29 protein-coding genes, 1 other RNA gene, 1 pseudogene and 1 other annotated feature are annotated in these 23,569 nt (G+C 71.1%); of the genes and pseudogenes, 28 read left to right on the plus strand and 3 right to left on the minus strand.

The genetic code is table 11. The features are described 5' to 3' along the window. Position 1: 1 nt before the first annotated feature. The 10 genes from ACYVKX_RS12005 to ACYVKX_RS12050 all read left to right on the plus strand — a co-directional run bounded on the left by ACYVKX_RS12005 (position 2) and on the right by ACYVKX_RS12050 (position 7,940). Positions 2-1,537, plus strand: a complete 1,536-nt coding sequence (locus tag ACYVKX_RS12005; protein ID WP_460832453.1) for a sugar ABC transporter ATP-binding protein — start codon at positions 2-4, stop codon at positions 1,535-1,537. Next, positions 1,534-2,646 (plus strand): ABC transporter permease, encoded by a 1,113-nt coding sequence (locus ACYVKX_RS12010; protein WP_460832458.1) that lies wholly within the window; start codon positions 1,534-1,536, stop codon positions 2,644-2,646. Before ACYVKX_RS12005 ends, ACYVKX_RS12010 begins: the two co-directional genes overlap by 4 nt. Continuing rightward, entirely contained in the window at positions 2,643-3,623 is a 981-nt protein-coding gene (locus ACYVKX_RS12015) for a DODA-type extradiol aromatic ring-opening family dioxygenase (RefSeq protein ID WP_460832461.1), read from the plus strand. Before ACYVKX_RS12010 ends, ACYVKX_RS12015 begins: the two co-directional genes overlap by 4 nt. After that, positions 3,620-4,420, plus strand: coding sequence for an SDR family NAD(P)-dependent oxidoreductase (locus ACYVKX_RS12020; RefSeq protein ID WP_460832466.1), 801 nt, complete (start codon positions 3,620-3,622; stop codon positions 4,418-4,420). Before ACYVKX_RS12015 ends, ACYVKX_RS12020 begins: the two co-directional genes overlap by 4 nt. Beyond that, on the plus strand, positions 4,417-5,394 hold the full coding sequence (locus ACYVKX_RS12025; protein WP_460832470.1) for a cyclase family protein: 978 nt from the start codon (positions 4,417-4,419) through the stop codon (positions 5,392-5,394). Before ACYVKX_RS12020 ends, ACYVKX_RS12025 begins: the two co-directional genes overlap by 4 nt. Beyond that, positions 5,391-6,284, plus strand: coding sequence for an alpha/beta fold hydrolase (locus tag ACYVKX_RS12030; RefSeq protein ID WP_460832473.1), 894 nt, complete (start codon positions 5,391-5,393; stop codon positions 6,282-6,284). Before ACYVKX_RS12025 ends, ACYVKX_RS12030 begins: the two co-directional genes overlap by 4 nt. 136 nt (positions 6,285-6,420) lie before the next feature. Then, positions 6,421-6,663 (plus strand): hypothetical protein, encoded by a 243-nt coding sequence (locus tag ACYVKX_RS12035; RefSeq protein ID WP_460832477.1) that lies wholly within the window; start codon positions 6,421-6,423, stop codon positions 6,661-6,663. Positions 6,664-6,695: 32 nt separating this feature from the next. Further along, positions 6,696-6,926 (plus strand): hypothetical protein, encoded by a 231-nt coding sequence (locus tag ACYVKX_RS12040; RefSeq protein WP_460832479.1) that lies wholly within the window; start codon positions 6,696-6,698, stop codon positions 6,924-6,926. Positions 6,927-7,017: 91 nt separating this feature from the next. Continuing rightward, entirely contained in the window at positions 7,018-7,323 is a 306-nt protein-coding gene (locus ACYVKX_RS12045) for a transposase (RefSeq protein WP_460832482.1), read from the plus strand. A 113-nt stretch (positions 7,324-7,436) separates the two neighbouring features. Next, positions 7,437-7,940 carry an IS3 family transposase gene (locus ACYVKX_RS12050; RefSeq protein ID WP_460832537.1) on the plus strand — a complete coding sequence of 168 codons (504 nt, stop codon included), beginning with the start codon at positions 7,437-7,439 and terminating at the stop codon, positions 7,938-7,940. Here ACYVKX_RS12050 and ACYVKX_RS12055 read toward each other — a convergent pair. After that, positions 7,886-8,137: pseudogene (locus ACYVKX_RS12055) on the minus strand (IS3 family transposase); the annotation flags it as partial. The gene ACYVKX_RS12050 and the pseudogene ACYVKX_RS12055 overlap by 55 nt on opposite strands. Further along, positions 8,045-8,194, minus strand: a sequence feature (AL1L pseudoknot). (Overlaps the previous pseudogene by 93 nt.) Further along, complete coding sequence (locus ACYVKX_RS12060) at positions 8,152-8,472, minus strand: transposase (RefSeq protein WP_460832486.1); 321 nt, start codon at positions 8,470-8,472, stop codon at positions 8,152-8,154. (Overlaps the previous feature by 43 nt.) A gap of 490 nt (positions 8,473-8,962) precedes the next feature. On the opposite strand from ACYVKX_RS12060, the gene ACYVKX_RS12065 reads away from it, so the two are divergent. The 8 genes from ACYVKX_RS12065 to ACYVKX_RS12100 all read left to right on the plus strand — a co-directional run bounded on the left by ACYVKX_RS12065 (position 8,963) and on the right by ACYVKX_RS12100 (position 12,904). Next, positions 8,963-9,235 (plus strand): hypothetical protein, encoded by a 273-nt coding sequence (locus ACYVKX_RS12065; protein WP_460832490.1) that lies wholly within the window; start codon positions 8,963-8,965, stop codon positions 9,233-9,235. 143 nt (positions 9,236-9,378) lie between these two features. Beyond that, the gene (locus ACYVKX_RS12070) at positions 9,379-9,657 is read left to right on the plus strand and encodes a hypothetical protein (protein ID WP_460832493.1); all 279 of its coding nucleotides are present in this window, start codon (positions 9,379-9,381) and stop codon (positions 9,655-9,657) included. Further along, the gene (locus tag ACYVKX_RS12075) at positions 9,657-10,508 is read left to right on the plus strand and encodes a type II secretion system F family protein (protein WP_460832495.1); all 852 of its coding nucleotides are present in this window, start codon (positions 9,657-9,659) and stop codon (positions 10,506-10,508) included. The genes ACYVKX_RS12070 and ACYVKX_RS12075 overlap by 1 nt, the downstream gene beginning before the upstream one ends. Next, on the plus strand, positions 10,505-11,410 hold the full coding sequence (locus ACYVKX_RS12080; protein WP_460832497.1) for a type II secretion system F family protein: 906 nt from the start codon (positions 10,505-10,507) through the stop codon (positions 11,408-11,410). Before ACYVKX_RS12075 ends, ACYVKX_RS12080 begins: the two co-directional genes overlap by 4 nt. 10 nt (positions 11,411-11,420) lie before the next feature. Then, on the plus strand, positions 11,421-11,615 hold the full coding sequence (locus tag ACYVKX_RS12085; RefSeq protein WP_460832500.1) for a hypothetical protein: 195 nt from the start codon (positions 11,421-11,423) through the stop codon (positions 11,613-11,615). Beyond that, positions 11,612-11,995 (plus strand): TadE/TadG family type IV pilus assembly protein, encoded by a 384-nt coding sequence (locus tag ACYVKX_RS12090; RefSeq protein WP_460832502.1) that lies wholly within the window; start codon positions 11,612-11,614, stop codon positions 11,993-11,995. Before ACYVKX_RS12085 ends, ACYVKX_RS12090 begins: the two co-directional genes overlap by 4 nt. Continuing rightward, positions 11,992-12,477, plus strand: a complete 486-nt coding sequence (locus ACYVKX_RS12095; protein ID WP_460832504.1) for a hypothetical protein — start codon at positions 11,992-11,994, stop codon at positions 12,475-12,477. Before ACYVKX_RS12090 ends, ACYVKX_RS12095 begins: the two co-directional genes overlap by 4 nt. Next, positions 12,458-12,904, plus strand: coding sequence for a pilus assembly protein TadG-related protein (locus tag ACYVKX_RS12100; protein ID WP_460832506.1), 447 nt, complete (start codon positions 12,458-12,460; stop codon positions 12,902-12,904). The genes ACYVKX_RS12095 and ACYVKX_RS12100 overlap by 20 nt, the downstream gene beginning before the upstream one ends. Before the next feature lie 64 nt (positions 12,905-12,968). On the opposite strand, the gene ACYVKX_RS12105 is transcribed toward ACYVKX_RS12100, so the two are convergent. After that, positions 12,969-15,110, minus strand: a complete 2,142-nt coding sequence (locus ACYVKX_RS12105) for a PQQ-binding-like beta-propeller repeat protein (RefSeq protein WP_460832508.1) — start codon at positions 15,108-15,110, stop codon at positions 12,969-12,971. Positions 15,111-15,206: 96 nt separating this feature from the next. Here ACYVKX_RS12105 and ACYVKX_RS12110 point away from each other — a divergent pair, with 96 nt between their 5' ends. The 10 genes from ACYVKX_RS12110 (at position 15,207) to ssrA (ending at position 23,502) form a co-directional block, all read left to right on the plus strand. Then, complete coding sequence (locus ACYVKX_RS12110) at positions 15,207-15,653, plus strand: CAP domain-containing protein (protein ID WP_460832510.1); 447 nt, start codon at positions 15,207-15,209, stop codon at positions 15,651-15,653. 104 nt (positions 15,654-15,757) lie between these two features. Then, a complete protein-coding gene (locus tag ACYVKX_RS12115; protein WP_460832513.1) occupies positions 15,758-16,513 on the plus strand; it encodes a response regulator in 756 nt (251 codons plus the stop codon). A 34-nt stretch (positions 16,514-16,547) separates the two neighbouring features. After that, the gene (gene prfB, locus ACYVKX_RS12120; protein ID WP_460832517.1) at positions 16,548-17,669 is read left to right on the plus strand and encodes a peptide chain release factor 2; all 1,122 of its coding nucleotides are present in this window, start codon (positions 16,548-16,550) and stop codon (positions 17,667-17,669) included. A 193-nt stretch (positions 17,670-17,862) separates the two neighbouring features. Then, positions 17,863-18,756, plus strand: coding sequence for an oxygenase MpaB family protein (locus ACYVKX_RS12125; RefSeq protein ID WP_460832520.1), 894 nt, complete (start codon positions 17,863-17,865; stop codon positions 18,754-18,756). Positions 18,757-18,861: 105 nt separating this feature from the next. Then, positions 18,862-19,545, plus strand: coding sequence for a cell division ATP-binding protein FtsE (gene ftsE / locus ACYVKX_RS12130; RefSeq protein WP_460832523.1), 684 nt, complete (start codon positions 18,862-18,864; stop codon positions 19,543-19,545). Positions 19,546-19,578: 33 nt separating this feature from the next. Beyond that, complete coding sequence (gene ftsX / locus ACYVKX_RS12135; protein ID WP_460832525.1) at positions 19,579-20,490, plus strand: permease-like cell division protein FtsX; 912 nt, start codon at positions 19,579-19,581, stop codon at positions 20,488-20,490. 53 nt (positions 20,491-20,543) lie between these two features. Continuing rightward, the gene (locus ACYVKX_RS12140) at positions 20,544-21,809 is read left to right on the plus strand and encodes a M23 family metallopeptidase (RefSeq protein ID WP_460832527.1); all 1,266 of its coding nucleotides are present in this window, start codon (positions 20,544-20,546) and stop codon (positions 21,807-21,809) included. Positions 21,810-21,918: 109 nt separating this feature from the next. After that, entirely contained in the window at positions 21,919-22,398 is a 480-nt protein-coding gene (gene smpB, locus ACYVKX_RS12145) for an SsrA-binding protein SmpB (protein WP_460832529.1), read from the plus strand. 55 nt (positions 22,399-22,453) lie between these two features. Further along, the gene (locus tag ACYVKX_RS12150; protein WP_460832532.1) at positions 22,454-23,086 is read left to right on the plus strand and encodes a maleylpyruvate isomerase family mycothiol-dependent enzyme; all 633 of its coding nucleotides are present in this window, start codon (positions 22,454-22,456) and stop codon (positions 23,084-23,086) included. Positions 23,087-23,131: 45 nt separating this feature from the next. Beyond that, positions 23,132-23,502: a transfer-messenger RNA gene (ssrA, locus tag ACYVKX_RS12155) on the plus strand. Positions 23,503-23,569: the final 67 nt, after the last annotated feature.

Raw genomic sequence — 23,569 nt, forward strand, 5'->3', positions numbered from 1 at the left:
GATGACCCGCATCGAAGGGGTCCTCCGGCCACCGCTGCTGCAGGTCCGGGGGCTGCAGAAGAGCTTTGGGCCCACCCTGGCGCTCCAGGACGCGCACCTGAGCATCCCCGCACCCGGGGTCGTTCACGTCCTCATCGGCGAGAACGGCAGTGGCAAGTCGACGCTTCTCGGCGTCCTCTCGGGGCAGATCCGTCACGATGCGGGAACTGTCGAGATCAACGGCCACGCGGTGCGCTTCGGCAGTCCGGTGGCCGCGCTGCGGCAGGGCATCGCGATGGTGTCGCAAGAGGTCGCCGTCGCGCCGGACCTCAGCGTGACGGAGAACGTGCTCCTGGGCCGGGGGCTTGTCCGCGGGCGGATGGGCGTGAGCCGATCCGCCAGCAGGGCCAAGGCGCAGGAAGTGCTCCAGCGGCTCGACTTCGATGTGGACCCGGACCTCGAGGTCCGCCGGCTGCGTCCGGACCAACGGCAGCTGGTCGAGATCGCACGCGCGCTCACGGCGGACGCCAAGGTACTGATCCTGGACGAGCCCACCAGCTCGCTCACCGACGACGAGGTCCAGAGCCTCTTCGCCACGGTGCGCAGGCTGAAGGCACAGGGCGTCGCGATCATCTTCGTCTCGCATCGGATGCAGGAGCTGTTCGAGATCGCCGACGACATCACCGTCCTGCGCGACGGCACGACCGTCGCGCAGGGTGGGGTCGACTCCTTCACCCCGGAGTCGCTCGTCGAGGCGATGCTCGGGCAGGCGCTGCCCGCGGAGCAGGCGATCAAGGCTGAGTCGGCGTCCGCGGGCACGGCCGAAGACCACGTCGCCCTGAGCGTCATCGCGCTCTCGGTCGCCGGTCGGGTCGACGACTTCGACCTCGACCTGCGACGCGGGGAGATCGTCGGGCTCGCCGGGCTCGTGGGTGCCGGACGCAGCGAGGTGCTCGAGGCGATCTTCGGGGTTCGTGCCCTCAGTGGAGGCTCGCTCGCGGTGGACGGGAGTCCGTATCTCCCGCGCGGTCCGCGGCGCGCGATCCAGCGTGGTCTCGCGTTCGTGCCCGCCGACCGGAAGACCGACGGACTCGTCCTCGCCATGAGCGGCGCCACGAACATGACGATGGTCGAGACGCACGACGCTCCCCGCCTGATGCCACCCACCCGAGGGCGTGGGGCCGCGGCGATCTCCCGACTCTCAGCTGCGCTGAGGATTGCGCCGGGAGCCGTCGACATCGCCACGGCCCGGCTCAGCGGCGGCAACCAGCAGAAGGTCGCCGTCGCGAAGTGGCTGGTACGCCGACCGAAGGTGCTGCTCCTCGACGAGCCCACCCGCGGGGTGGACGTGATGGCCAAGGCGGACATCCACCAGGAGCTGCGCGCGACGGCAGCGGCCGGCAGCGCGCTGCTGGTGAGCTCGTCGGAGATCGACGAGCTGCTGACCCTGTGCGACCGCGTGCTGGTGATGTTCCGGGGCCGCGTGGTCGCCGACATCGCGACTGCCGACACCCACGAGTCCGAGATCCTGAAACTGGCCGGAGGTCATCTGTCATGAGTTCCATCTTCGACCGAGCGTGGGCGGCGACCGCACAGTTCCGGCTGGTGCTGCTGCTCGTCGTCGGCATGTTCGCCGTATTCTCCGTCACCCAACCGGCGTTCTCCACCAGCTCGAACCTGCAGAACCTGGTCGCCAACTCCTCGCTCCTCTGGATCGTCGCGATGGGCATGACGTTCGTCCTCCTGTCCGGGGGCTTCGATCTCTCGGTCGGCGCGACCGCCACTCTGATCGGGATCCTCATGGCCAAGCTCCTCGAGCACGGGCTGCCCGGGGGTGTCGTCGTGGCGCTCTGCGTGCTGGCCGGAGCCCTGGTCGGCGGACTGCTCAACGGCGTCGCGGTCGGAAAGATCGGCCTGTCGGTCTTCGTCGTCACCCTGGCCACCATGACCAGCCTCTCCGGCGTGGTCAGCCTCTGGTCGGGCAGCAACTCCTTCCTGGTCACCGACCCGATCGTGCGCTGGCTGGCGACGGAGCGCTTCCTCGGCCTGCCCATGCCGATCTGGATCATGGCCGCCGTCTTCGTCCTGGCGATCTACGTGCAGAACCGGACGTACTTCGGCCGCGACATCTACGCAATCGGCGGAAGTCCCACCGCCGCCCGGCTCTCGGGCATCCACGTCCCCCGGACTCTCATTCTGGTGTACGCCGTCGCGGGCGCCTGTGCGGCGCTGGCTGGCACCATCGGGGTCGGCAGGGTCGGCGCCGCGGTGCCGACCGTCGACGGCACGCTGGCCCTGCAGGCGATCGCCGCGGTGCTGCTCGGTGGCACTGCGCTGACAGGCGGACGCGGTGGCGTCGGAGGCACCGCGCTCGGAGTGCTCTTCATCGCCATCCTCCAGAACGGCCTCAGCATCGCCGGTGTCGCCAGCGACTGGCAGAACATCGTCACCGGAGTGATCCTCATCGTCGCCGTGGCCGGTGACCGGCTCAGCATCCGGCGCCTGCTGGACCGTTTCCGATCCTCGAGCCCTCCCGGCCCGTCCGCACCGCACCCGGCCCTCACGGACGCGGCCCCGAAGGCCCCGTCCTCCGTCCCGGACAACGACGTCCGCGACCTTCCCCTCGACAGCACCCTGTCGACGTCTCCCGAAGGAACTCGTCCATGACATCTGTGGTTTCCCTGATGGGCCACTCGCACTCCCCGCTGTGGGGGGTGACTCCACCCACGACACCCGGTGAGTCGGGGTCGACCTTCGTCGAGGGCACGCAACGCGCAGCACGTGCTCTCGCCGACCTGAACATCTCGGCCGCCGTCGTCTTCGGGCCGGACCACTTCCGGTTCGCCTTCTACGACCTGATGCCACGGTTCTGCATCGGCGTCCAGGAGGTCTCGGGAGCCGGCGACTACAACAGCCCCGGCGGTCAGCTCCCGGTCGCCGCCGACCTGGCCCGGTTCGTCCACGACTCCGTCTGCGACGCCGGGTTCGACCCGGCCCTGTCACTCCGGATGAGCGTTGACCACGGGATCGCCCAGTCCTACGGAGCCCTGTTCCCTGATCTGAGCGTCCCCCTGGTTCCGATCATGGTCAACACCAGTGCTCCGCCGCTGTGCACGGTCGAACGCGCCTACGAGTTCGGTCTCGCGGTCGGGCGTGCCCTGGCCGCCCACCCTGGCGACGAGCGGGTCGCCGTGGTCGGCTCCGGCGGACTCTCGCACTGGCCACCTCGGCTCGAGCCGGAGGACCCCGCACTCGGTGAGCGCGGCCGTGACTTCCTGCTCGGCGACCGCGACCAGCTGGCCGAGCGGGAGGAGGGCCGGCAGCAGCGGGTCGCTGCCATGGGCGATGCCAACGGCAAGGTCAACGCGGCCTGGGACGAGTGGGTGCTGGACTGCCTCCAGTCTGGCGAGCTGAGGCCGCTGCTCGACCTCACCGAGCAGCAGATCGACCGCGACGGCGGCAACGGTGGGCAGGAGATCCGTACCTGGATGGCGGCGGCGGGTGCCTATGTCGGCGCCGGCAACGAGCTGTCCGAGGCCACGTTCGACCGGTCCTACGAGCCGGTCCCTCGGTGGATCACCGGGATGGGGTCGCTCCTGGCCGTGGCCGGCGCCACTCGCGAGACCGCGGGGGAGGACCGATGAAGGACAAGGTCGTCCTGGTGACCGGCGGCGGTACGGGAATCGGCGCCGAGTGCGCGATCCGCGCCGCCCAGCGCGGCGCCCGCGTGGTCGTGAACTACTCCCGTTCGGCCGACGCCGCGCACGCGACCGTCGAGGCCATCACGGCCCTCGGCGTGGACGCGATGGCGTTGCAGGCCGACGTCTCGGACGAGGGAGCTGTCCGGACGATGGTCGGCGACATCGAGCGGGCCTGGGGTCCGGTCGACGTGCTGGTGAACAACGCGGGCTACACGAGCTTCGTCGAGTTCAGCGACCTGGAGGCCATGACCGACGAGATCTGGCGCCGCACCCTCGACGTCAACCTCATGGGCACCTGGCACTGCAGCAAGGCCGTGGCGCCGGGCATGCGGCGGGCGGGAGGAGCGATCGTCAACATCTCGTCCGTCGGCGGCATCCGCGCCGACGGCAGCAGCATCGCCTACGTCGTGAGCAAGGCTGCGATCAACACCCTCACCGTGGCGCTCGCACGGGCCCTGGCCCCGAACATCCGCGTCAACGCCGTGGCCGCCGGATTCGTGCGCACCCGCTGGTGGGAGAAGGGCGGCGAGAGCACCCCGGAGCAGGCCGACGCGCTTGCCGACGACATGGCGGCAGTCATGCCGCTCCAACGTGTGGGCGAACCGGAGGACATCGCCGACGCGGTCCTGTGGTTCGCGGAACACGCCCGCACCGTCACAGCCCAGACGCTCATCGTCGACTCCGGCCTGCATCTCGGCATGAAGGCGAAGGCCTTCTCGGACACCAAGGAGAACTCATGACCAGCACCACCCCCCAGGACTCCACCCGGGTCTTCGACCTCTCCGACGTCGACGAGCTCGCCAAACGACACTCCAACTGGGGTCGATGGGGGTCCGAGGACCAGATCGGGACCCTGAACCACCTCACCGACCAGCACCGGCTGGCCGCGGTCGCCACGGTGCGTACCGGCGAGGTCATCAGCCTCGCACTGCCCTTCGACGCGAACGGCCCGCAGACCGGTGCCTTCGGACGCAACAACCCGGTCCACTACATGATGGCGACGGGCACGGATGCGCTGGCCGGAGCTCAGGACCACATGCCCACCACGCGGCACGCGGACGACGGCATCACCATGCCGCTCTCCTGCGGGACCCAGTGGGACGGCCTGTCCCACATCTTCTACGAGGGGATGATGTACAACGGGCACTCGGCAGCGCTCGTCAGTAGCGACGGCGCCGCACGCAACGGCGTACAGAACATGCGCGACAAGGTCGTCGGTCGGGGAGTGCTCCTCGACCTGCCCAGGGCCTCCGGCCGCCCGTGGCTGGAGCCGGGCGACGCCATCCTTCCCGAGACGCTCGACGCCGCTGCCGCGATGGCCGGCGTATCGATCGGCACCGGGGACTTCGTCCTGATCCGCACCGGCCAGCTCGCACAGGTCCGCGACCGCGGCTCCTGGGGCGACTACGCCGGTGGCTCGGCCCCCGGCCTGAGCATGACGACGGCGAGCTGGTTCGCCGAGCGCGAGGTCGCGGGCTACGCCACGGACACCTGGGGCACCGAGGTGCTCCCCAACGAGACGAGCGACGTCTTCCAGCCGCTCCACATCATCATGCTCGTCCACATGGGCATGCTCATCGGCGAGATGTTCGACCTCGAGCAGCTAGCCGAGCGGTGCGCCGCCGACGGGCGCTACGAGTTCCTGCTCGTGGCGCCGCCGCTGCCCATCACCGGGGCGGTCGCCTCCCCGGTCAACCCGCTGGTGATCCGATGACCGAGCAGACGAATGAGGAGAACACCACGATGAGCGGCCTGGGAACTGTCTGGACCGAGCTCGGCCACCTGGAGCACAAGGTCTCCTACGTGACCGTCGGCCCCTGGCGCACCCGCGTGCTGGAGGCGGGCACGGGGGAGCCTCTCGTGCTCATGCCCGGGACCGGCGGGCACCTCGAGGCATACACCCGCAACATCGCGGCGCTGGCAGAGCACTTCCACGTCGTGGCCTACGACTACCCCGGCCACGGGTACTCCACCCTGACCGGGCACGATCTCGAGCTCCCGGACTACCTCGGGCACCTGCTGGGCCTCCTGGACACACTCGGTCTCGAGAAGGTCCACCTCAACGGCGAGTCGCTCGGCGGCTGGATCGCGGTCAAGTTCGCGGCCATGCACCCCGGGCGTGTCCTGAAGGTCGTGCTCAACACACCGGGCGGCACCATGTCCCGCCCCGAGGTGATGGCCCGGATCCGTGACCTGAGCCAGGCCGCTGCCGACGATCCGAGCCCCGAGCGGATCCGCGCCCGGCTGGAGTGGCTGATGGCCGACCCCGCCAGTGTCACCGACGAGCTGGTCGACATCCGGCGGCGGATCTACTCCCAGCCCGGCTTCTCCGAGTCGATGCGACACATCCTGTGCCTCCAGGAGGAGGAGACCAGGCGTCGCAACTTGGTCACCGACGACGAGCTGGCTGCTGTCGCGGCCCCGACGCTCGTCGTCTGGACCAGCGATGACCCGTCCGGCCCTGCAGCCGCCGGCGTCGAGATGGCCAAGAAGATCGCCGACGCGCGGTTTGAGCTCATCGAGAACGCCGGGCACTGGCCGCAGTGGGAGCAGGCCGAGCACTTCAACGGGCTCGTTGTCTCGTTCCTGACGGGGCCGCGGTGACGGCCGGCCCGTAGGCGACGGTCGCCGAGGCCGCTCAACGGCTGCTGGTGGCGGTGCCACGGCCATCCCGTGCGCACCGGCTCGCGACCTGCTCGTCACCCGCGACGTCGAGGCGGCGTACGCGGTCCAGCAGCACGTGACCCGGCAGCGCGTCGCCGACGGGGCACGGGTGGTCGGCCTCAAGATCGGGCTCACCTCGACCGCCGTCCAGGCGCAGCTCGGAGTCGACCAGCCCGACTTCGGGATGCTGTTCGACGACATGGCATACGCCGACGGCGCGACACTGCCGCTGGGCCGGCTCCTCCAGCCCAAGGTGGAGGCCGAGATCGCCTTCGTCCTGGGCGCAGATCTCGTCGAGGGCTCGCTCGACGCCGCATAGGTGCGCGACGCTGTCGCAACGGTGAGGGCGTCTTGGCGCAGCACATCGCGACCGCGCGCGAGCTCGGGATGGACGTCTCGGGCTTCCTGATGATGAGCCATCTGGCATCGCCCACCGAGTTGGCGGCCCAGGCCCGGCTGATGGAGTCGTACGGCGCCCACTGCGTCTATGTCACCGACTCCAGCGGTCGCCTGACCATGGACGGTGTCCGCGAAAGGGTGCGGGCGCATCGCGACGCCCTCGACGCCGCCACCGAGATCTGAATCGCCCCGGGTTTCGTGGAGGCTCTGGTGTGTCCCGGGTTCTACGGCGTCTGAGTTTCTGGATTCTGGTGCCTCACACCAGGAGGTTCAGATGGGACGACCAGGCTACTCGGGAGAGTTTCGGCGGAAGGTTCTCGACCTGCTCGCCGAGGGGAGATCTGTCGCCAGCGTCGCGCACGATCTCGATGTGAGCGAGCAGACGCTCTATAACTGGCGGCGACAGGACCGAATCGACCGCGGCGTCCAGCCTGGTCTGACGATGGCCGAGAAGGACGAGCTGTCGGCAGCGAAGAAGCGCATCGCTGAGCTCGAGACCGAGTTGAAGGTCGCGCGCCGCGCGGTCGACGTGCTGAAGGAGCAGACCAGCCCAAAAGGAGGCACGCGGCGGTCGAGGTGATCGCCGCGGAAGGCCTGCCCGTCCAGGTTGCCTGCCGGGTGCTGGGCGTGTCGGAGGCCGGCTTCTACGAGAGCCGGAAGCGCCCGCCATCCGAGCGCTCGATCCGGCATTCGATGCTGACCGATCTCATTGCCCAGATCCACACCGAGTGTCACGGGATCTACGGCGCTCGCAGGGTCCACGCCGAGCTCACCATCGGCCGCGGCATCCTGGTCGGCCACGGCCAGGTCGAGCTGCTGATGCAACGCGCTGGGCTGCAGGGCATCAGCGGGCGGAAGAAGTGGCGGCGGATCAGGCCCGACACCATCGCCACCGATCTCGTCGAGCGCGACTTCAACCGCAACGGCCCGAACCAGCTGTGGGTCACCGACATCAAATGCCGATGTCGGCATTTGATGTCCGCTACCCACAGTTCGTTCGGCGCCGTGGCGACAAACTTCCGATCGACCAGGTCCTCGGGCCGCTCGGTCTCAGCGCCGTCGCCGATGGTCGTCTTGCGGGTCTTCTCCCGCGGGATCCCACGCAGGCCCTCGGCGCGCATCAACCGCTCCACGGTGCAGCGAGCGACCGGGATGCCCTCACGGTTGAGCTCGGCGTGGATCTTCCTCGCTCCGTAGACACCCAGGTTCGCCTTGTGAGCGACCTTGATGTCCTCGACCAGCGCAGCATCACGCACCGACCGCGCCGAGGGCGGGCGCTGTCTCGCGGTGTAGTAGGTGCTCGGGGCGACCTGCACACCGGCGTCCTTCAAGACGGTGCAGATCGGCTCGACCCCGAATCTGTCGCGGTGCTGGTCGATGTAGTCGACCAGCACCGCTGTAGGGACTGCTACTTGATCTTGCGGTCGAGCTCCGCGGCGGCGAAAAGAGCCGCGCTCGTCTTCAAGATCTCGTTGGCCCGTCGCAGCTCGCGGTTCTCTCGCTCGAGATGGGCGAGGCGCTCGGCGTCGCTCGTCGTGGTGCCGGGGCGGACGCCACCATCGATCTCCGCCTGCCGGACCCAGTTGCGCAACGTCTCGGGGTGCATGCCGAGCTGCTCGGCCACCCGGGCGATCGCGCCCTGCTTCGTTGCCGGATCGGCCCGGAGCTCGACGGCCATCCTCGTGGCCCGCTCACGCAGCTCGTCGGGGTACTTCCTGGGTGCTGCCATGACTCTCATCCTCCATGGATTGAGAGCCTCCATCAGACCCGGGGCGATTCAGGCGCGAACACGCCTCTCGCCGTTGCTCGCGCCCAGCGGCACGCTAGGCCACACGGGTGACGACAGCGCGCCGACCGTCTGGCGGGTCCAGCGCTCGACGTGACGCGGGTGGCGACCGGGCCGGCTCGCCGGGATCGTCGAGGGTCACGACGAGGGCGAGGCTGGCGTGACCCAGGTGCAACGTCCAAGTGGCGTTGCCACCCGGGTCGGTGGTGGCAAGAGGCGGCCCGCGTTGTCGTAGGTGGGGCAGGCCACCACCGTTTGGTCATCGCAGGCGGCGGTCGTGTGCCGAAGACGTCACTAGTTCATTCCACCAATCGGCGCTGAGGCTTTGTTGAGCCTAACGACGATCGAGGGGCCCGCTCGAGTTCCCCGTCTTGCTGCGAGAATTTTGAGTCGTGATCAGACGAAGTCGGTGGACGGAGCTACGGTCGATGACATGTATCTCGAAAGCAAGCGGTTCACCGGGACCGGCGTCGAGGTAAGGCCCGGCGCCCGCGACCGGCACCACTCCAACCTCGAGAGAGTTGCCTTCACCTTCTGGGCAGTCTGCGACTCCATTGACCCCGAGAGCTGGCATGGCGAGGTCATGTTTGGATCCCAAGTTCTGCTCAAGACCGAGACCGTGGCCAACGAGGCGATGGCCGGGCGGCTCGCAGAGCGCGCACTTGAGGCCAGAATCGTGGACGTGTTCGGCGATCCGGGCAGCTGATCACTCGAACCTTGCGTCTTGGGTTGACTCCTTGCCTGGACACCCCCGACGGCTCTAGGTCGCTTGCACGCAGGAAGACGTACCCGCCACCGAAGAGGTCCGGGCGGCTCGTGGTGGTGCCGAACCTGCACACTCCCATTGCAGTGTTGGCGGGCGAGAACATCTCCGCCCGCTTCGTGGTCCCGACGGTCGCCTCGAGCGTCGACCTCGTGGTCCACCTCGGCATCGACGAGCACGGCGTACGCCGCGTGAACGAGGTGGCCGGGGTCCCGGGCCGGGTCGAGAGCGACGTCATCGAGACCGAGACGATCTTCGAGCGCCGCGGCGGCGAGCTGCGGTCCACGGGCGGGCGGCCGCCGCATCCGGAGCGCTACGAGCGCGCCGGCGCCGACGTGCACCGGATCCTGGCCGGAGAGCGCTGATGGGCGCGCTCGTCGGGCTCGGCGTCGGCATCGGCCTGCTGCTCGTCTGGAGCGCGTTCCTCCTGCCCCGCTCGACCCGCCCGGCGGCCCGGGCCGGCGGCGCCGCCGACCTGCTCGCGCGCGCCGGCCTCGGCCAGGTGTCGGTGGCCGGCTTCGTCGTGACGTGCCTGACGTGCGGCGTCCTGGCGGCCGCGGCGCTCCAGGCCGTCTCCGGTACGCCGCCGGTGGCGGTGGTGTTCGGCGTGCTGGCCGCGTGGCTGCCGGTCGCGGTCGTCACCGGCCGGGCCCGGCGGCGGCAGCGCGAGCTCGCCGAGGTCTGGCCCGAGGCGGTCGACAACCTGGTCTCCGCGGTGCGGGCGGGCATGTCGCTGCCGGACGCGCTCGCCGCCCTCGGCAGCCGCGGGCCGGAGCCGCTGCGCGCGGCCTTCGACCGGTTCGCGCTCGACTACCAGGTCACCGGCCGGTTCGGGGAGTGCCTGGACCGGCTCAAGGACCTGCTCGCCGATCCGGTCGGCGACCGCGTGATCGAGGGCCTGCGGATCGCGCGCGAGGTCGGCGGGGGTGAGCTCGGCCGGCTGCTGCGCGACCTGTCGGCGTACCTCCGCGACGACCTGCGCACCCGCTCCGAGCTCGAGTCCCGGCAGGCCTGGACCGTCAACGGCGCCCGGCTCGCGGTCGCGGCTCCGTGGGTCGTGCTGCTGCTGATGTCGGTCCAGTCCGACGCGGTCCGCCGCTACTCCTCGCCCGGCGGTGTCGTCGTGCTGACGGTCGGCGCGGTGGCCTGTGTGGCGGCGTACCGGCTGATGATGCGGATCGGCCGCCTCCCCGTCGAGCGGCGGATCCTCTCGTGACCGCGGGCTGGTGGGGCGCGCTGCTCGGCGCGACGGGCGCCGGCGGCCTCCTGCTGGTCGCCGCCCGGGTCCGCGTGATCCGGCGGCCGCAGCTCGCCGTACGCGTGCTGCCCTACGTGCGCGACCTGCCCCAGGCGCGGAGCGCGTCGGTGCCGGGCAGCGGGTCGCCGCTGCGCGTCGCCGCCGACGTGGTCGAGAGGGTGCTCGGCGGTGCCGCCTCGGTCCGGCGCCGGCTGGAGCGCGCCGACCTCGACCTGACCGTCCACGAGTTCCGGGTGCGGCAGGTGGTCTGGGGCGTGCTCGGCTTCGCGGGCGCCGCCGCGCTCGGGGTGCTGCGGATGCTGACCGCGCCGGCGTCGTCGGCCCTCACCTGGCTGCTGGTCTGCGCGATCGCGTTCGCCTCCGGCGTGCTGGCCCGCGACACCTGGCTGACCAGCCAGGTCCGCGCGCGGGAGCGCCGCATCCTGGCGGAGTTCCCGACCGTCGCCGAGTTGCTCGCGCTGTCGGTGGCGGCCGGGGAGGGGCCGGTGGCCGCGCTCGACCGGGTCGTACGCCGCAGCGCCGGCGACCTCTCCCGCGACCTCGCCCGCGTGCTGGCCGACATCCGCACCGGCGAGCCGGTCGGCGCGGTGTTCGACCGGATGGCCGCGGCGACCGGGCTGCCGATCGTGGCGCGGTTCGCCCAGGGCGTCGCGGTCGCCGTCGAGCGCGGCACCCCGCTGGCCGACGTACTCCACGCGCAGGCTGCCGACGTCCGCGAGGCGGGCCGGCGCGAGCTGATCGAGACGGCCGCCCGCAAGGAGGTCTTCATGATGGTCCCGGTGGTGTTCCTGGTGCTGCCGGTGACCGTGCTCTTCGCGTTCTGGCCGGGCGTCGTCGGCCTGAGCCTGACCGCTCCCTGAGGAGGAGACGATGGAACACCTGACCCTGACGATGGCCCGCATCTGGCTGGCGCTGACCGCGCCGCGGGTCCGCGACGAGCGCGGCGACGTGCCCGGCTGGGTGATGATCACGGTGATGACGGCCGGCCTGGTCGTCGTCATCACCGCGGTCGCCCGGCCCCAGCTCAAGGAGATGCTGGACTCCGCGCTCTCCTCGGTGAGATGAGTGCCCGCGACGAGCGTGGGTCGGCGGTCGTCGACTTCGTGCTCGTCCTCGTGGTGCTGATCCCGCTCGTCCTCGGCATCCTCCAGGTCGCGCTCGTGCTGCACGTGCGCAACACCCTCGCGTCCGCGGCCGCCGAGGGCGCGCGGTACGCCGCCACGCTCGGTCGCGGCCCGGCCGACGGCGTCGCGCGGACCCGGAGCCAGATCGACGGCGCCGTCTCGGGGCGGTTCGCCCGGGACATCGAGGCGCGTCCGGCGACCGTCGGCGGCGCGCCCGGGGTCGAGGTCGTCGTGCGCGCGAGCGTGCCGGCGCTCGGCCTCGGCGGGCCCGGTATCGAGCTCACCGTCACCGGCCGTGCGGTGGCGGAGCAGCGGCCATGAGTCGGCGCCGGACGAGGCGGCGCGACGAGGCCGGCAGCGCGCTGATCGAGCTCACCTGGCTCGGCATCCTGCTGCTCGTCCCGCTGCTGTGGATCGTGGTCTCGGTCTTCCAGGTCCAAAACGGCGCATTTGCGGTCAGTGGCGCCGCCCGGGCCGCCGGCCGCGCCTACGCGCTGGCCCCGAGCGACGCCGAGGGCCGGGCCCGGGCCGAGGCCGCGGCGCGGCAGGCGCTCGCCGACCAGGGCGTCGACGAGCCGGTCGACGTGCGGATCACCTGCTCGCCGTACCCCCGCGACTGCCACAGCGGTACGTCGGTGGTCACGGTCCGTGTCGCCTCGCGGGTCGACCTCCCGCTGCTGCCGGACTTCCTCGGCGGCGGCGCCCCGAGCTTCGCGCTCGACGCGACCCACACGGTGCCGATCGGCCAGTTCCAGGAGATCGACCAGTTCCAGGAGGTGTCCGGTGCGACCGCAGAGGAGTGAGGACGGTCAGGCGACGATCCTCATCGTCGGCTTCGCGTTCGTGCTGCTGATGGCGATCGCGCTGGTGGTCGACGCGTCCGCGGCGTACCTCCAGCGGCAGGGACTCGCCACCGTCGCCGACGGGGCCGCCCTGCGCGGGGCCGACCTCGGCGCGAGCGGCCGCGAGGTCTACACCGGCGGCGTGCCCGAGGACCGGCTCGACCTGACCGTCGACACGGTCCGGCGGGCGGTGCGGGAGCACCTGGTCGCGACCGGCGCCTATGCGGCGTACCCCGGCCTCACCTTCGCCGTCGACGTCGACCCCGCCGCCGACACCGTGACCGTGCGCGTCGAGGCGCCCCTCGACCTGCCGCTCACCGTGCCGGGGTCGCCCGGCGTCGCCACCATCGGTGCGACCGGGTCGGCGGTCGTGGTCGCAGAGCGCTGACCGCTCGGGTCGTCCGCCTGAGGGCGGCGCATTGCCCCGCGAGAGGCGGACGACCCGAGCGCCGTCAGTAGCCCAGCCCCATCACGAACCCGATGTCCGCGTAGCCCTGGCCGGCGAGGCTCTTCCAGTCGCGGCCGCCGAGGACGACGGTGTCGGCGTCGCCGTCGACGTCGTAGAGCCAGGGGTCGGCGATCATGCCGTCGAGGTCGACCCGCTCGCCGGTGGTGGCGTCGAGGAAGTTCTTCGGGGAGGCGTCCGCCCAGACCAGGTCGGGGCCGATCGCGACGGCGCGCTGCCGCCAGTCGGTGCCGCCCATGACCACCGGGTCGAACCGCTCGCTCTTGGTCGACCGCCCGTCCAGCCTCACCAGGCCGGGGCGGTCCTGGTCGAGGCCCTGGTGGACCTTCGTGAACAGGCCGCTGGCGTAGATCGCGTCGCCCCACACCGAGACGTCGTTGACCGGGCCGTCGATGCGCGGGTCGAAGTACGCCCGGCGCTGACCGGTCCGCGGGTCGAGCCGGAGCAGGGCGGTGTTGCGCGGGCCGCCGTTCGGCGCGGTCCGCTTGAAGCTGCCCGCGACCAGCAGGTCGCCGTCCACGACGTCCAGGTTGGTGATGTAGCCCCGGAGCGGGACCTTGAAGGACCAGGCCTTCGCGCCGTTCGGCCGGTAGACGGTGATCCGGTTCGACGGGAACCTCACGTCGTCCCGGAGCCGCTGCGCGACGACCAGCCGGCTGCCCAGCACCGTCAGGCCGGTGAGGTCCTCGACCTTCGTGAGGGTGCGCTTCGGGTCCGCCGCCCCGGTCTTCGGGTCGAAGGCGCGGATGGTGTCCGTGCTGGGCCGGTAGTACGGCATCCGGGAGTCGTAGCCCAGGAAGTGCCTCGGGGCGACGTAGAGCGCGTTCGGCGCGACCGTCAGCTCCCCGTAGGCCCGCTGCGCCTGCGCCCGGAAGCCCCGCACCGGCTCCAGGGTCTCGGCGTCGAGCGCCGCGAGGCCGCGGGTGCGCTGCGGGTCGCGGAGATAGAAGTGGCCGCCGACGTAGACCGCCCCGCCGGAGACCTCGACGGTGTTCACCTGCTCGTGGAAGGAGGGTACGTCGACGTCGAGCGCCGCACCGGTCGCGGCGTCGAGCACCGCCAGGTTGCCCCGCTCGCCGCCGGCGGACGCGAACGCACCACCCACCCAGAGCCGGTCGCCGTCGAGGGCGAGGTCGTACACGCCACCCGGCGCGCCGAAGGACCCGGTGCCTCCGGAGACCCGCGCGTCGAACGACGCGACCTTCGCGCCGGTCTCGGGGTCGACCGCGATCAGCTTGCTCGACCCGTCGGTGCCGTCGGTGCCGACGTAGAGCCGGCCGCCGGCCAGCAGCAGCGCGTGCACGGTGCCGTCGACGACCGCGTCCGCGAACCCGTCGACCGGCTCGCCGCTCTCCGCGTCGATGGCCCTGAGCCCGTCCTCGCCGACGTAGACGACCCCGTCGCCCAGCGCCAGGGCGCGCACGTCCTGGCCGAACGCGGTCGAGATGCGCGCCGCCCCGGTGCCCTTGTCGAGCGCGCTCACGGTGTCCGCCGAGGCGACCCACAGGCTGTCCGCGTCGACCGCGAGCTCGGCGACCCGCCGGGGGACGTCGGCGGTGAAGGCGAGCACGGCGCCGCTGGTCGCCGAGACGGCGGCGAGGTTCGTGCGGGCGGCGCCGTTGACGTCGTCGAACAGGCCGCCGATGTAGAGGGTGTCGCCGTCGCGGACGATCGCGCTCACCAGGCCGTCGGCGCCGACGCCGACCTCGAACGCCGGGTCGACCGAGCCGTCCGCGAGCACGTGCACGACCCCGCCGCGGGCGTCGCCGGCGACGTACCAGCCCCCGCTGCCGTCCGCGAGCGCCACCGACACCTGGCCGTCGCCGAACACCGGCGCCGGGCGGTCCGCGCCGGTCGCGCCGTCGAGGATCCGGCCGGGCCCGCTGTAGCGGCCGATCTCGGTGAACGCGCCGTAGGCGTAGACGGTGTCGCCTGCCTGCTCCACGTCGAGGACCGCGCCGTCGCCGACCACGGAGCTCTCGGGCAGCTGCTCGAGGAAGACCGACGGCGGGTTCCCGCTCCGCTCCGCGGCGGGGCGCTCGGGCGCCATCGCGACGGCGCTGGAGGCGCCGGTGCCGAGGGCGAGCGCGAGGAGGACGGCGGCGAGGATCGACAGTCGGGGGGACATGGCTCAGGACCGTAGAACCGGGAGGAGCGGCCGCGGGGCGTTACGGTGGGAGAAGGTCCGACGGTCTAGCCCAATCCGCCCCACCTTGGAGGAGACGTGAAGACCCTGGCGATCCTCGCGACGCTGGTCGCGACGGCAGCGCTCTGGCTGGTGCCCGCGCAGGCCCAGACCCCCGAGGCGACGTACCAGCAGCAGATCTTCGCCTCGACCAACCAGCAGCGCGAGAAGCGCGACCGGGTGGGGTTCCGCCACCAGGCGTGCGTGCAGAGGTACGCCGTCCGCCAGGCCAAGCGGATGGCGCGGCAGCAGCGGATGTTCCACCAGGACCTCGGCCGCGTCCTGCGCGAGTGCGGGCTGAGCAGGGCCGGCGAGAACGTCGCCTACGGCTACCCGAGCGGCCGGGTGCTGGTGAACCAGGGCTGGATGAGGTCCGCCGGGCACCGCCGCAACATCCTCAACCGCGACTTCCGGCTGCTCGGCACCGGCGCGGCGCGGAGCGCGGACGGCACCTGGTACGCCGTCCAGGTGTTCGGGCGCCGCTAGCGGCGCCGAGGCGTCGTACTGCCCGCCCACGCCCGGGGATCCGGGGAGTGGTCGCCTCGTGGTGTCGCTGCCGATCACGGCTGCGAGCCAATAGGCTGGCGACCGTGCCCGTCCGCGTCCTCCTGGTGGACGACGTCGTCGAGGTACGCCGGCTGGTCCGCACCTCGCTCCGTTTCCGGGGCGGGTTCGAGGTCGTGGGCGAGGCCGCCGACGGTGCTGACGCCGTTCGGCTGGCCGAGCAGTTGCGTCCCGACGTCGTCGTGCTGGACCTCGGCCTGCCCGACCTCGCCGGGCGGGAGGTGCTCTCCCGCCTGCGCGAGCACGCACCGCGGTCGAAGGTCGTGGTGTTCTCCGGCCTCGAGACCGCCGACCGCGCGTGGATCAGGGACCACTCCGAGGGCTTCGTCCTCAAGGACTCCGACCTCGGCTGCCTCGTCGACCTGCTGGAGTCGGTCGGTCGCCGCAGCGACGTCCGGGCCGAGATCGAGTTGCCGGACGACCTCAGCAGCGTCGCGGACGCCCGGCGGTTCGTGAGGCAGCGACTGCGCGAGTGGGGCATCGGCGAGCCGGTCGACGACGCGCTGCTGGTGGTCAGCGAGCTGGCCGCCAACGCGCTCACCCACGCGCACTCGTCGTACTCCATCCGGCTCTCGGCGACCTCGCGGGTGCTGCGGATCGAGGTCGACGACGCCGGTGCCGGCACCCCCGAGCCGCAGCCGCTGACCGACGACGGCGAGCACGGCCGCGGGCTGCACCTGGTCGACGCGCTGGCCGTGTCGTGGGGCATGGAGTCCGCCGTGAGCGGCGGCAAGCGGGTCTGGGCGGAGCTGGCGCTGCCGGTCGTCGCGGCCGCCGAGTAGGTCCCCTCCCGGCTGACCCGTAACCTTGGTCCTTGTGGCAGGACCGGACTACGACGTAGAGCTCAAGCAGCTCCAGGCGACGATGCGCACCATCGAGCAGGTGCTCGACCTGGACGCGATGCGCGCCGAGATCGCCGACCTCGGCGAGCAGGTCGCCGCGCCCGACCTCTGGGACGACCAGGCCAACGCCACCCGCGTGACCGGCCGGCTCTCGGCCCTCCAGGGCGAGCTCGAGCGGTTCACCGACCTGCAGGGCCGGGTCGAGGACCTCGGCGTCCTCGTCGAGCTCGCCCAGGAGGAGAGCGACCCCGACTCGCTCACCGAGGCAGAGGCCGAGCTGGCCCGCCTGAAGAAGTCGGTCGAGGCGCTCGAGGTCCGCACGCTGCTCTCGGGTGAGTACGACGAGCGCGAGGCGATCGTGACCATCCGCTCCGGCGCCGGCGGCGTGGACGCGGCCGACTTCGCCGAGATGCTGATGCGGATGTACACGCGCTGGGCCGAGCAGCACAAGTACTCCGTCGAGGTCTTCGACGTCTCCTACGCCGAGGAGGCCGGCATCAAGTCGGCCGAGTTCGCGATCCACGCGCCGTACGCCTACGGCACACTGTCGGTCGAGGCCGGCACCCACCGCCTGGTCCGCATCTCGCCGTTCGACAACCAGGGCCGCCGGCAGACGTCGTTCGCCGCCGTCGAGGTCGTGCCGGTGCTCGAGCAGACCGACGAGATCGAGGTCGACGAGAACGACGTCCGCGTCGACGTCTTCCGATCCGGCGGCCCGGGCGGCCAGTCGGTCAACACCACGGACTCCGCCGTCCGCCTGACCCACCTCCCGACCGGCATCGTGGTCAGCTGCCAGAACGAGAAGTCGCAGCTGCAGAACAAGGCCTCGGCGATGGTCGTCCTCAAGGCCAAGCTGCTCGCGAAGGCGAAGGCCGAGGAGGCCGCGCTGAAGAAGGACCTCAAGGGCGACGTCGCCGCGGCCTGGGGCGACCAGATGCGCAACTACGTGCTGAACCCGTACCAGATGGTCAAGGACCTGCGGACCGGCTTCGAGGTCGGCAACCCGCAGGCGGTCTTCGACGGCGACGTCGACGACTTCATCGAGGCCGGCATCCGCTGGCGCCGCGGCGCCGAGAAGTCCGCCGACCCCCACTGATCAGCGACGCCGACTCGGCGCAAGTTGCCCGCGCAGGGGCGCTGAGTCGGCGCAAGTTGCCCGCCGGGAGGCGTCGAGTCGGCGTAAGTTGCCCAGGGCGTGGGCAAGATGCGCCGAGTCGCGCCTTGTGGGCGGGCAAGACGCGCCGAGTCGCGCCTCGATGGGCACCCAGAACGTGTTCTAGGGTCGGGGCATGCGGCGCGACCACTGGAGGCGGTACAACGACCGGCTCGATCCCCAGAAGGACTTCGTCGAGATCTACGCGAAGGTCGTCGGCCACGAGTTCCCCTGGGACATGAACCAGGCGCTCGGGTTCGCGCTGTTCCGCACCTACGCCGTGCCCGGCATCGGGCGCCTCCTCGACCAGACCGGGGAGTTCACCCAGCGTCCCCAGAAGCGGTACGACGACACCGCGCTGCTGCTCGAGCCGCCGAACCGGCTCGGGTTCGAGGACCCCGAGGCCAGGGCCGCGATCCGGCGGATCAACCAGATGCACCGGGCCTACGGCATCCCCGACCACGAGTTCCGCTACGTGCTGAGCACGTTCGTCGTCGTACCCAAGCGCTGGCTCGATGAGTTCGGCAAGCGCCCGCTGACGCCCATCGAGCTCGAGGCGAGCGTGCAGTACTACCGCACCCTCGGCCGCCACATGGGCATCAGGGACGTCCCGGAGACCTACGCAGGCTTCGCGGAGCTGATGGACTCCTACGAGGCTGAGCACTTCGGGTACGACGAGGGCGGCCGGCGGGTCGCCGACGCCACGCTCGCGCTCATGGTCGGCTTCCAGCCGCGGATCGCCCGGCCGGTGATGGGCGTCTTCAGCCGGTCGCTGATGGACCCGCCGCTGCGCCGTGCCTTCCGGTACGACGATCCGCCGGCTCTCGTCGAGAGGGCCTCGCGCGGGGCGCTGAGGGCGCGCGGCCGGCTGCTGCGGCTCTTCCCGGCGCGCCGGAACCCGAAGCTGATCGAGGACCTGCCCCAGATCCGCAGCTACCCCGACGGCTACGAGGTCGAGCGGCTCGGCACCTGGCCGGTGCCGGGGCAGCACGGCTGCCCGGTCCGGCACGGGGAGCAGGTCGGTGGCTGAGCCCGGAGGTCAGGCCGTCGCCGCCTGGGCGACCGCCACGCGGGCCAGACCCGGGAGACCTCACGTCCCCGATCCTCTCAGGTAGGGCGTCTAGGCTCGACTCCCGTGATCCGGTTCGAGAAGGTCGTCAAGACGTACCCCGGCCAGGCGCACGCCGCGCTCGACCAGGTGTCCGTCGACGTGGAGAAGGGCGAGTTCGTCTTCCTCGTCGGTACGTCGGGGTCGGGCAAGTCCACCTTCCTGCGGCTGGTGCTCCGCGAGTACCGCCCCAGCTCCGGCCGCGTCTACGTCGCCGGCAAGGAGGTCAACCGGCTCGCCGGCTGGAAGGTCCCGCGGCTGCGGCGCCAGATCGGCACCGTGTTCCAGGACTTCCGGCTGCTGCCGAACAAGACCGTCGGCGAGAACGTCGGGTTCGCGCTCCAGGTGATCGGCCGCTCCCGCGGCGAGATCGCCCGGCTGGTCCCCGAGACGCTCGAGCTGGTCGGCCTGGAGGGGAAGGGCGACCGGATGCCCGACGAGCTCTCCGGTGGCGAGCAGCAGCGGGTCGGGATCGCCCGGGCGTACGTGAACCGGCCGATGATCCTCATCGCGGACGAGCCGACCGGCAACCTCGACCCGACCACCTCGGTCGGGATCATGAAGCTGCTGGACCGCATCAACCGCACCGGCACCACCGTCGTGATGGCCACCCACGACGCCGGGGTCGTCGACCAGATGCGCAAGCGCGTCATCGAGCTCGAGGACGGCCGGGTCGTGCGCGACCAGGCCCAGGGCATCTACGGCCACTGACCCGCCACCGAGAACAAGGACTCCCACGCACCCATGCAGCTTCGCTACGTCTTCTCCGAGCTCGGCCAGGGCCTGCGCCGCAACCTGTCGATGCACCTCGCGGTCGTCCTGACGCTCTTCGTCTCCCTGACGCTGGTCGGCTTCGGCGTACTCCTGCGCGAGCAGTCGATCAAGGCCAGCGATCAGTGGGGCTCCGAGCTCCAGATCACCGCCTTCCTCTGCAAGGACCGCGACGACAACCCCGCCTGCACCGGCGAGGTCACCCAGGCGCAGAAGGACGCGCTGGCCACGGTCATCGAGGACAGCCCCGAGGTCGCGGGCTACCGGTTCGAGACCAAGGCGGAGGCGTTCGAGAAGGTCAAGGAGCTCCTCGGGCCCGAGAAGTTCGAGGGCTCGAACCCAGCCGCGACCGTCGACGACATGCCCGAGTCGGTGTGGATCACGCTCGAGAACCCCGACGAGTACCAGGGCATCACCAGCGCGATCGTGGGGTTGGACGGCGTCTCCAGCATCCGCGACCAGCGCGACGTGGTCGGGCCGCTCCTGCGGAGCATGGACTTCCTCCAGAAGGGCTCCTTCTACGTCGCCATCGTGCTCATCGTCGCGGCGCTGCTGCTGGTCGGGAACACGATCCGGCTGGCGGCGTTCGCCCGCCGTCGCGAGATCGGCATCATGCGCCTGGTCGGCGCCTCGACCCTCTACATCGCGCTGCCGTTCCTCATGGAGGCCCTGGTGACCGCGGCGGTGGCGGCCGTGCTCTCCGGCGGGGCCCTGACGGCGGCGATGTACTTCGGCGTCGAGCAGCGGCTGCGGGAGTCGCTGGGCTTCATCCCGTGGATCGACTGGCCCAACTTCATGAGCTCGCTGGTGGTGGTCGCGGTGCTTGCGCCGGTCCTCACGCTGCTGCCGACACTCGTGTTGACGCGCAAATACCTCAAAGTCTGACTCGCGCGGGTTACCGTCGTCGCGTTCACTTCCCCGAACACGAAGGCTGACCGGTGCGTCTCTTCCCCCGTGCCGCACGCCCTCGCCTTGCGGCGACCACTCTGGTCTGCGCGCTGGCGGCGGGCGGGCTCGCCGTACCCCTCGCGAACGCGGACCCTCGCGACGACAAGCTCGAGGACCGTCAGCAGCAGGCGCAGCAGCAGGTGCGCCGGGCCCAGCGCGACCTCGACGAGTCCAGCTCGCGGGTACGCCGCGCGCAGGCCGCCGTCGAGCGGTCGGTGCGGCAGCTCGACGCCGCGCGCGCCGACTACCGCTCGGCCAGCACCCGGCTCGCGGCGGCGCGGGTCCGCGACCGGCAGATGCAGGCGAAGCTCGACGCCGCCGAGGAGCGCCTCACCCGGGCGCAGGACGACCTCGCGCAGGGCCAGGCCGACCTCGAGGCGCAGCGGCAGTTCCTCACCGACACGGTCACCGACATCTACGAGGGCGGCGACCCGTCCCTCCTCGCCTTCGCCACCCTGCTCGAGTCGGAGACCACCACCGACCTGACCCGGCAGCAGGCGCTCAACGACGTGATCGTCGGGCGCGAGGCCCGGGCCTACGACGACCTCCGGGCCGCCGAGGTGCTGCTGCAGGTCCGCGAGAACGAGGTGCAGAGCGCGCGCGACGACGTCGCGGCCCAGCGCCGGTCCGCGGCCGAGAACCTGGCCACCATGCAGGCGCTGCTCCGGGAGACCGAGGACGCCAAGGAGCGGGTGCGCGCCTCGGTCGGTCAGAAGCGCGACGCCCGCGCGAAGGCGGTGCAGGCCCGCCAGGACGACCAGCGCGAGCTGGCCGCCGCGAAGGCCCGCGAGAACCGCATCAAGCAGCAGATCCTGGCGGCGTCCCAGCGCGCCAAGGGCGGCTACCGCGGCCCCACGAACGGCCTGCTGACGCCGCCGGTGCCCGGGTACGTCACCTCGCCGTTCGGCTATCGCATCCACCCGATCTACAAGTACTGGGGCCTCCACAACGGCACCGACTTCGGGGTCTCCTGCGGCGAGGGACTGCGCGCCGCCGGGACCGGCACCGTGATCGCGAAGTACTACTCCTCGGTCTACGGCAACCGGCTCTTCGTCAGCCTCGGCCAGATCAACGGCAAGAACGTCACCGTCGTCTACAACCACGCCGCCGGCTACCGGGTGAACGTCGGCGACCGCGTCCAGCAGGGCGACGTCGTCGGCTACGTCGGCAACACCGGCTGGTCCACCGGCTGCCACCTCCACTTCATCGTCATGGTCGACGGCACGGAGGTCGACCCGATGAACTGGCTGTCCTGACGCCGACTCGGCGCAGTCTCACACCCCCGTACGCCGAGACGGCGCAGTCTCAGCTGAGACTGCGCCGACTCGGCGTTAACGGCTTGCCGGGAACTGGGAGAATGGCGAGATGGCCAGGGAGCAGGGGCGCAAGCTGATCGCGCAGAACAAGAAGGCGCGGCACGACTACCACATCGAGGACACCTACGAGGCCGGCCTGGTCCTCCAGGGCACCGAGGTGAAGTCGCTGCGCCAGGGTCGTGCGTCGCTCGTCGACGGGTTCGTCGACATCGAGGGCCACGAGGCCTGGCTGCACGGCGTGCACATCCCCGAGTACTCCCAGGGCACCTGGACCAACCATGCCGCCCGCCGCAAGCGCAAGCTCCTCCTCAACCGCGAGGAGATCGACAAGATCGAGCGCCGCGTCAACGAGAAGGGCCTGACCGTCGTACCCCTGTCGCTGTACTTCAAGGACGGCCGGGCGAAGGTCGAGATCGCGCTCGCCAAGGGCAAGAAGTCGTGGGACAAGCGCCACGCCCTCGCCGAGCGGCAGGCCGACCGCGAGACCGAGCAGGCGATCGGCCGCCGGCTCAAGGGCATGCGCGACTGATCTGACCTTGGCCGCGATCCCCGGCGAGGACTGACTCCTCGGTCATACTCCTCCCATGGACCACTGGGCGCAGCTGGCAGCCGAGCGACGCTCCCTCGCCGACCTCCTCGACACACTCACGCCCGAGCAGTGGGCGGCCCCGAGCCTGTGCGGCGCCTGGACGGTCAAGGAGGTCGCCGTGCACCTCACCGTCGGCCCGTCGACCTCGATCCCCGTCTTCCTCGGCGCGATGCTGCGCGGACGCGGCAGCTTCGACCACGCCAACGAGCTCCTGGTCGACCGGCGCTCCGGCGCGGACCCGGCGCAGGTGTCGGCGTGGCTGCGGGAGTACGCCGAGCATCGGTTCACCCCGCCGGGGATGGACTGGCGGGCGCCCTTCACCGACCTCCGCGTCCACACCCAGGACATCGTCGTACCCCTCGGGCTGGACGCCGGTGTCCGGGCCGAGCCGTGGCGCCCGGTCCTCGACTTCCTCGTCTCGCCCACCGCCCGGCGGGCGTTCGTGCCGAGGGGTCGGCCCTCGGTGACGTGGTCGGCGACCGGGCTCGGCTGGACCGCGGGAGAGGGACCGGCGGTGACCGGGCCTCCGGCCGCGGTGGCGACCGCCGCCTGTGGCCGCCCCGCCCTCCTGGACCGGCTCGAGGGGGAGGGCGTGGCGGCGCTGCGGTCCTGGCTCGGGAATCCCTGATGCCCTGTTGGGCTGCCACCCGTAGACTGGAGGCACAACTCAAGAGGGGCTGATCGGTTTCGACTTGGGACGTTAGTTCCAGGGGAAGCGGGTCGAGAAGCCAGCGTCATCTCGTAAACGTTCGCTGGAAACCTATAACTGCCAACGCTAAGCGCAGTTCCTTCGCTCTCGCCGCCTGAGCGGTGATCGAAGCGTCAGACCGGGCATCCGTCTCCGTCCCGGACCCTGGCGTCATCTAGGAGACTTGCTGCTCACTCCGTGTCGCGGAGGGTGAGCGGGACTCTTCCGTGACTGAGCCTGTCGGGGACGTGTCCGTGCGAGCCCCGGGGCCGAGAAAGGCGCCAGCACGGACTGCACCCGGAGAAGACCTGGATCGACGCTCGAGGACGCGGGTTCGATTCCCGCCAGCTCCACGGTGTGATGTCTCAGGACATCCCGGAGGTCCGAACCCATGAGGTGTGGGTTCGGACCTCTTTGGTTTCA

The organism is Nocardioides hungaricus (assembly GCF_054782915.1).

Coding starts and splice junctions, on each gene's coding strand:
- ftsX (WP_460832525.1), top strand. CDS start 19,579: ATGCAGCTTCGCTACGTCTTCTCCGAGCTCGGCCAGGGCCTGCGCCGC.
- ACYVKX_RS12005 (WP_460832453.1), top strand. CDS start 2: ATGACCCGCATCGAAGGGGTCCTCCGGCCACCGCTGCTGCAGGTCCGG.
- ACYVKX_RS12150 (WP_460832532.1), top strand. CDS start 22,454: ATGGACCACTGGGCGCAGCTGGCAGCCGAGCGACGCTCCCTCGCCGAC.
- ACYVKX_RS12015 (WP_460832461.1), top strand. CDS start 2,643: ATGACATCTGTGGTTTCCCTGATGGGCCACTCGCACTCCCCGCTGTGG.
- ACYVKX_RS12085 (WP_460832500.1), top strand. CDS start 11,421: ATGGAACACCTGACCCTGACGATGGCCCGCATCTGGCTGGCGCTGACC.
- ACYVKX_RS12020 (WP_460832466.1), top strand. CDS start 3,620: ATGAAGGACAAGGTCGTCCTGGTGACCGGCGGCGGTACGGGAATCGGC.
- ACYVKX_RS12065 (WP_460832490.1), top strand. CDS start 8,963: ATGTATCTCGAAAGCAAGCGGTTCACCGGGACCGGCGTCGAGGTAAGG.
- ACYVKX_RS12125 (WP_460832520.1), top strand. CDS start 17,863: ATGCGGCGCGACCACTGGAGGCGGTACAACGACCGGCTCGATCCCCAG.
- ACYVKX_RS12090 (WP_460832502.1), top strand. CDS start 11,612: ATGAGTGCCCGCGACGAGCGTGGGTCGGCGGTCGTCGACTTCGTGCTC.
- ACYVKX_RS12075 (WP_460832495.1), top strand. CDS start 9,657: ATGGGCGCGCTCGTCGGGCTCGGCGTCGGCATCGGCCTGCTGCTCGTC.
- ACYVKX_RS12045 (WP_460832482.1), top strand. CDS start 7,018: ATGGGACGACCAGGCTACTCGGGAGAGTTTCGGCGGAAGGTTCTCGAC.
- ACYVKX_RS12095 (WP_460832504.1), top strand. CDS start 11,992: ATGAGTCGGCGCCGGACGAGGCGGCGCGACGAGGCCGGCAGCGCGCTG.
- ACYVKX_RS12025 (WP_460832470.1), top strand. CDS start 4,417: ATGACCAGCACCACCCCCCAGGACTCCACCCGGGTCTTCGACCTCTCC.
- ACYVKX_RS12105 (WP_460832508.1), bottom strand. CDS start 15,110: ATGTCCCCCCGACTGTCGATCCTCGCCGCCGTCCTCCTCGCGCTCGCC.
- ACYVKX_RS12010 (WP_460832458.1), top strand. CDS start 1,534: ATGAGTTCCATCTTCGACCGAGCGTGGGCGGCGACCGCACAGTTCCGG.
- smpB (WP_460832529.1), top strand. CDS start 21,919: ATGGCCAGGGAGCAGGGGCGCAAGCTGATCGCGCAGAACAAGAAGGCG.
- ACYVKX_RS12050 (WP_460832537.1), top strand. CDS start 7,437: ATGCTGACCGATCTCATTGCCCAGATCCACACCGAGTGTCACGGGATC.
- ACYVKX_RS12030 (WP_460832473.1), top strand. CDS start 5,391: ATGACCGAGCAGACGAATGAGGAGAACACCACGATGAGCGGCCTGGGA.
- ACYVKX_RS12060 (WP_460832486.1), bottom strand. CDS start 8,472: ATGGCAGCACCCAGGAAGTACCCCGACGAGCTGCGTGAGCGGGCCACG.